This window comes from Actinomadura opuntiae (assembly GCF_030283205.1).
In the GTDB taxonomy this organism is placed as follows: Bacteria; Actinomycetota; Actinomycetes; order Streptosporangiales; family Streptosporangiaceae; genus Spirillospora.
The window spans coordinates 413,963-419,962 of record NZ_JASNWF010000008.1 but is presented as its reverse complement, the minus strand read 5'-3'; the positions used below and the strand labels follow the sequence as shown (position 1 = coordinate 419,962).

At 66.8% G+C, this 6,000-nt stretch carries 7 protein-coding genes; 3 read left to right on the top strand and 4 right to left on the bottom strand.

What is annotated here, in order from left to right; genetic code table 11:
• Nucleotides 1-133 precede the first annotated feature (133 nt).
• Nucleotides 134-775: a TetR/AcrR family transcriptional regulator gene (locus QP089_RS20155; protein ID WP_285913248.1), complete on the bottom strand. Its 642-nt coding sequence runs from the start codon at nt 773-775 to the stop codon at nt 134-136.
• A 94-nt stretch (nt 776-869) separates the two neighbouring features.
• On the opposite strand from QP089_RS20155, the gene QP089_RS20150 reads away from it, so the two are divergent.
• Complete coding sequence (locus tag QP089_RS20150) at nt 870-1,724, top strand: MFS transporter (RefSeq protein WP_285913247.1); 855 nt, start codon at nt 870-872, stop codon at nt 1,722-1,724.
• A gap of 234 nt (nt 1,725-1,958) precedes the next feature.
• Nucleotides 1,959-2,897: an alpha/beta fold hydrolase gene (locus QP089_RS20145; protein WP_285913246.1), complete on the top strand. Its 939-nt coding sequence runs from the start codon at nt 1,959-1,961 to the stop codon at nt 2,895-2,897.
• Between the two features lie 164 nt (nt 2,898-3,061).
• Here QP089_RS20145 and QP089_RS20140 read toward each other — a convergent pair whose 3' ends face one another.
• A complete protein-coding gene (locus QP089_RS20140) occupies nt 3,062-3,715 on the bottom strand; it encodes a class I SAM-dependent methyltransferase (RefSeq protein WP_285913245.1) in 654 nt (217 codons plus the stop codon).
• A gap of 38 nt (nt 3,716-3,753) precedes the next feature.
• Between QP089_RS20140 and QP089_RS20135 the strand changes: the two genes are divergently transcribed.
• Nucleotides 3,754-4,191: a MerR family transcriptional regulator gene (locus QP089_RS20135; protein ID WP_285913244.1), complete on the top strand. Its 438-nt coding sequence runs from the start codon at nt 3,754-3,756 to the stop codon at nt 4,189-4,191.
• 244 nt (nt 4,192-4,435) lie between these two features.
• Here the strand turns inward: QP089_RS20135 and QP089_RS20130 are convergent, their stop codons facing one another.
• Both QP089_RS20130 and QP089_RS20125 read right to left on the bottom strand, forming a co-directional pair.
• Entirely contained in the window at nt 4,436-5,011 is a 576-nt protein-coding gene (locus QP089_RS20130) for a GNAT family N-acetyltransferase (RefSeq protein WP_285913243.1), read from the bottom strand.
• Between the two features lie 253 nt (nt 5,012-5,264).
• A complete protein-coding gene (locus tag QP089_RS20125) occupies nt 5,265-5,999 on the bottom strand; it encodes an MBL fold metallo-hydrolase (RefSeq protein WP_285913242.1) in 735 nt (244 codons plus the stop codon).
• Nucleotide 6,000 lies beyond the last annotated feature (1 nt).

Genomic DNA, 6,000 nt, shown 5'->3' with positions numbered 1-6,000 from the left:
AATGCCGGGATCAGCGGTTCGGCAAGCTCCCACAACTCATCCGGCACGAGACGCAACGCAAGATCCGACGACACGATCCCGCATTATTCCGCAGGACGTACGCGGCCCACATGAGACACGTTCTTAATCCTGGTTAGTCCTGTGCTTCGCGGGTGGTTGGTTCGGGTGATGTTGTCCTGGGGTGCTCGTCGCGCGTGCGCAATGCCTGTGAGAGTGCGTCGACGGTTACGCCCACAATGGCCCGGAGTTGCGCCGGGCTTGCGCCGGCTCTGCTCATGACGGCGAGGGACTGGTTCACGGCTGCCACGTGTTCGGCGAAGGCCTCGGCGTCCTGGTCGGGCAATCGGCCGGCCTTCAGGGCGGCGCGTAGACGCAAGCGCTGGAAGCCCAGCGCCTCCTTCGCGTGCGCCGCGACGCTCGGGCTCAGCACCGGGATCGCCATGGCCGATTGGGCAACCAGACATCCATCCGGCAGTTCGGGATCGGCGATGCGCTCAAGGGTGACGTCGAAGAACGCACGAACGGCTGTAAGAGGCTCCGAGGCTGCACACGACAGGGCGGCGTCGTACTTGTCGCCGTAGCGCGCGGCATAGCGATCCAGGCAGCGCAGGAAGAGCGTGTCCTTGTCGCCGAGCGAGGAGTAGATGGAGCTGCGGTTCAGGCCGGTTGCCCGGGACAGATCGTCCAGTGAGGTGTCGGCGTAGCCGGCGCGCCAGAACTGGATCATCGCGGCGTCGAGCGCCGTGTCCATGTCGAACTGCTTCTTGCCTGCCACGTGGCACTTCCTTGCCGGTGTGTCGGTGTCTCGGGCTGCGCTGCGCACCATCCTATCTTGAACTAAACAGTTCAAGATGTGCTAGCCTCCGAGCATGGTCATGACCGGGCGTCCCCCGCACCTCGCGACAGCGCGACGAGCAGACCACGTGGTGCCAGCCGCCGCCGTCGTCCTCATCTACACCGTCGTCATGGCCGGCGGGACGCTGACCATCCCGCTCTACGTCCTGTGGGCGTCGGAGTTCGGCTTCGGACCCGTCACCACCACCCTCGTGTTCATCGCCTACGTCATCGGAGTCGTCGGCACATTGCTCGTGGCCGGTTCACTGTCCGATGCGATCGGTCGCCGTCCCGTCCTCGCGCTGGCGCTCGCGCTCACAGCGCTCAGCACCCTCGGACTTGCGCTCGTCAACGGCCTCACCGTCCTGCTGATCTCACGGGTCCTCAGCGGCGCGGCAACCGGCCTCATCACCGCAACGGCGACGTCGTCGATCGCGGAACTCGTGCCCGGCCGAAAGGCCGCAGCTGTGCTGGCCACCGCCGCCAACGTCGGTGGCCTGAGTCTCGGCACCATCGCGGCGGGCCTGCTTGCGCAATTCGTCCGAGCGCCGACCCGCACCGTGTTCTGGTGCTACATGGTGGTCTGTGCCGTGGCGTGCATTGCCTGGTTGACAGTCCCCGAGACTTCGGATCGTAGGACGCGTTGGCAGCCGCACATTCGCCGACCGGCACTTCCTCCCGGTCCGAGCGCGGCTCGCTCCTTTCTCGCCAGCGGTGTGCTCGTCGCCGCGTCTTCCGGCGTGAACGGTTTCTTTTCGTCTTTAGCCCCGGCCTTCCTACGTGACGACCTGGGCGTATCGAACCTGGCCGTCCTCGGCGTGGGCGTCGGAGCCCTGTTCATCAGTGCACTGCTGGCTCAGATCATCGCACCGCCGACCATTCTTCGATGAAGCACGGACGCACTGTGCGATTCCGGTAACCGGGCTGAGCTCAGTGCGACGTATTTCCTGTTTGTCTATTCCGGGCTTGTCGTCCCCGTCCTGCTACTGGGCCTCATCGATCAGGCCGTCGGCACCGGATTTCGAGCACCGCGCTGGCCGCTCTCGTCATCTGTACCGCGCTTGGGGGCCTAATCCTCGGGCGAAGTACCGAACCAGCGCACCTAACACCGATGGAGGATCCCCGTGACTGACCCTGCGACCAGCGCTCGGCGCGTCCGCGAAAGTAACCCTGTCCGCGACTTGCCTCTGCGCGACCTGGAGGGATTCACTCACCGCTGGGTTGACGCGGACGGTGTCCGCCTTCATGCCGTCGAAGGCGGCCAGCCGACCGGCCCGGCTGTTGTCCTGCTCGCCGGATTCCCGCAAACCTGGTGGGCTTGGCGAAAGGTGATGCCCAGCCTCGCCGGCCGGTTTCACGTCATCGCGATCGACCTGCCGGGTCAGGGCCACTCCGAGCGTCCGGAGCGCAGCTACGACACGCACACGGTCGCCGCGAACGTCCACGCGGCCGTGAAGGCTCTCGGAGTGTCGACTTACTGGCTGGTTGCCCACGACATCGGCGCCTGGGTCGCTTTCTCCCTCGCACTTCAATTCGAGGGCCAACTGCGCGGGGTCGCTCTGCTCGACGCTGGAATTCCCGGCATCACCCTCCCGGAAGCGATTCCCACCGACCCGGATCGGGCGTGGAAGACCTGGCATTTCGCGTTCCACCTCGTGCCCGACCTGCCCGAGACGCTGCTCGCCGGCCGCGAACGGGACTACGTCGGCTGGTTCCTGAAAATGAAGGCCCTCTCTCCCGACACGTTCGACGAAGCCGAACTCGACCACTACGCAGCGGCCATCGCCGTCGACGGTGGCCTCCGCGCTTCGCTCGCCTATTACCGAGACGCCGCCGAGTCGGCGCGCAAGAACCACGAGGCGCTCAAGCGGCAGCACCTCACCGTGCCTATCCTCGGAATCTCCAGCAGCCACGGCTCCATCCCGGACATGGCGGCCTCCATCAGCCCATGGGCCGACGACACCACCGGCGTCGTCGTGCCCGACGCTGGACACTTCATCCCCGATGAACAGCCCGAAGCCGTCGCTGCCGCGATAGCCGATTTCATCCTCGACCACGACTGACACCGAGCAAACCTGCCCAACTGCGCACCACCCCGGGCCCACACGAAGTCACGAGCGGCCGCCCGCTCCTCCGGATGCTGTTCACTCAATCACGGGGCCTTGCCAGGGGCCGCGTCCCTGTGTGTTGGATGTGGGCGGGGAGGCTGGCCGGTGTGCTGCGGTGGTCATGAGGCCGTGTCGGTCGGGTTGGTGGCGAGTACGCAGGCGACGGGTGGGTCTAGGTCGAGGGTCTCGACCCGGAGATGGGTGAAGCCGGCCTGGGTGAGCATGTCCTGGAGCTCTTGGGCGGCTCGGGCCGTGGTGTCTCGGGTGGCGCCGGGGCAGCGGGGCTGGCTGACGAGCGCGATACGTCCTGCGGGACGGAGCAGGCGACGCAGCTCGCGAAGCCGCTCTATCGGGTCGGGCCAGAATCCCACGGAGTTGACGGCGAGGATGGCATCGAGCGGATCGCTGAAGCTCGGCAACTGCTCCACGGACGCGCGCGTGAGGTGCACGCGGTGGGCGCGGATGGCGGCGGCGTTGCGACGGGCCGCATGCCGGACCATGGCTTGGGAGTGGTCGATACCGAAGACGTGGCCTCGGGTGGCGCGGCGGGCGAAGTCGGCGATGGCGAGGCCAGGACCGAAGCCGATTTCGAGTACCCGGTCGGTCGGCTGCACATCCAGCAACGACACTGCCCAGATGTTGCGCTGCCGGTTGGAGGGGCGAAGAGCGAACATCCAGCCGTTCGCCCACCCGACGACGCCTCGAGGATGATGGGCCTGGCGCACCAGATATCTGATCGCGCGCTGCTTGAGAGATGTCCCTGCTGCCTGCATGATCGCCAGTCAACGACTTCAAGTACGCTTGAAGTCAAATGACTGAGCAGTTGACGATCGGTGAGCTGGCGAGCCGCACGGGTGTCGCCACCTCCGCGCTCCGCTACTGGGAGGAGCTCGGCCTGCTACCGGCACCGGCCCGGGTCTCAGGCCAGCGGCGTTATCCGCCATCGGCGGTCGGGCTGGTCGGTGTGGTCGTGGCGCTGCGAAATGTCGGTTTCACGTTGCGGGAGGTCAAGGCGTTCATCGCGTCTCGTTCGCCAGCCGGCGACGGGTGGCGGGAGCTGTACCAGCGCAAGCTCAGCGAGCTGGATCAACGGATTGCCCAGGCCCAGGTGGCACGCACCGCCATCGCCCATGGCTTGACCTGCCCGCACACGGACATCCTTGAGTGCCCCAACTTCGCCAGCGGGGCTGCGGCGCTCCTGGCGGGATCTTCTCTCGAAGAGGCTCACGAGAAGGCTCATTCGCACTGACCTTGCCTTCGAGATAGGCGGCCTCCCTCCGTTGGCGCGCGAGCTCGTCACTGTGGCCTGGTCGGCCATTCACTGCCCAGCGGGTCACCGTGCAGACGTTCGTGCCGCTCACACCGGCAAACGCCGACTGAGCCATTACTCGGCCTGCCTCGCTTGGTCGCACGGACCCGAGTGGGGAGCCCTGATGCCCGGCGATGACAGCTATGCCTTCGTGAGGTTCTTCGGCTGCCGGGGCACCGTCGTCTCACGGTTCAGATGCCCGCACACCGTCGATCGCGGCACGCCGAAGTGGGTTCGCGCCACGGATGTAGACGAGTTGGTCTGGTGCGTGCGGGGATGGGCCGAGGAGGGTGAAGTGGTTCTTCACCAGTACGCGGCGGCTGGCTTGGTTGGTGGGAAAGACGTAGGCGAGGAGGTCGGACTGGAGTCCCGCGTCAGGGTGTGAAAAGTGCCAGCGCACCAGCGCGGCGACCAGCTCCGTGGCGTAGCCCGCGCCCCAGCGGGACGGCGCCAGTAAGTATCCGAGTTCGCGGTGCCCGGTGTGGTGGGCCTGACCGAACCCGGCCCGGCCGACGAACCCGCCGGTGGCGTCCTCGACCCGCCACTTGGACCAGCCGCGTGCGGCGTGCTCGGCGATCCAGGTGTCGATCCGGGCCCGGGTCTGCGCCCGGGTCTGCGTCCCGGTGGTCATCTGCCTCATCACGGCCGGGTCAGAGTGGAGCCGGTGCAGGTCGTCGGCGTCCCCGGCCGTCCAGACGGTGACCCGGAGCCGTTCGGTCCGCAGGACGATGGCGCGGGTGTCACCGTCGTCGCCCGTCATGCGCCGTCTGTTCCTCGCGCTGTCCATGCCGAAGCCGATGCCGCAGAAGCAGCCCTCTCTGCATTCACGACAAGGACTCTGCCGGTCCCTCGCTCCGCGTGCTGAAGGAGGTACCCCATTCCGGCAACCACCACGAAGCCGAGCAGGCGACCGACTCGGGGCTTGTCGGCATCTTGCTGCTGGACGAGGCGGGTGTCCCCTTGTACGGCGACGACATGAGCGTTTGCGACCGGTTGCGCTTGAGATGGGTCGGTCACAGGTCGATCTGAAGGCCGTCGTGAGCGACATGCCAGCCGGTGAGGTCGCTTGCCAGCGCTGTGGGTGACAGGTGGGTGAGGACCATGTGCTCGCAGGTGAAGCGGTCGCGATGGCGGTCGAGGGTGTCGAGGTCGAGGTGCCAGCGAATGGGAGCGGGGCTGTAACCCTCGCAGAGGAACAGGTCGATCCCGTCGGCGGCCTGGAGCAGGGCTTCGGTCCATTCGGTGTCGCCGGAGTAGGCGACCGATCCGGTCGTTGTCTCGACGCGAATGGCGTAGGCGGGTGCGCCCGAGGCATGCCGTACTTCGAATGGCGTGACGTGCAGCGGCCCCAGTTCACTGGTGTGCCGATCGTCGTGTTCTCTGACGCGGACGGTGAAGCGGCGCTGAACGGTACTGGACCCGGGGAACATCGCCTCCATCGCCTGTGCCAACCGGACTTCGGTTCCGGGTGGGCCGACCACGGTCAGGTCACGGGTCCTTCGGCGGAACTGCCCGTCGAGGACCAGGAAGGGAATCCCTCCGAAGTGGTCACCATGCAGATGGGTGATCAGAACCGTGTCGATCTCGTTGGGATCGATCTGCTGCTGCCGCAGGGCGACCAGGCTGGTCGCGCCGCAGTCGACCAGGACATGCGGCGGGGCGGACGCCTCCGGTGCCAGGGCGATGCAGGTTTGGAACCTGCCGCCGGAACCGAACGCATCGCCACTGCCCACCACGGTGACTCGCACC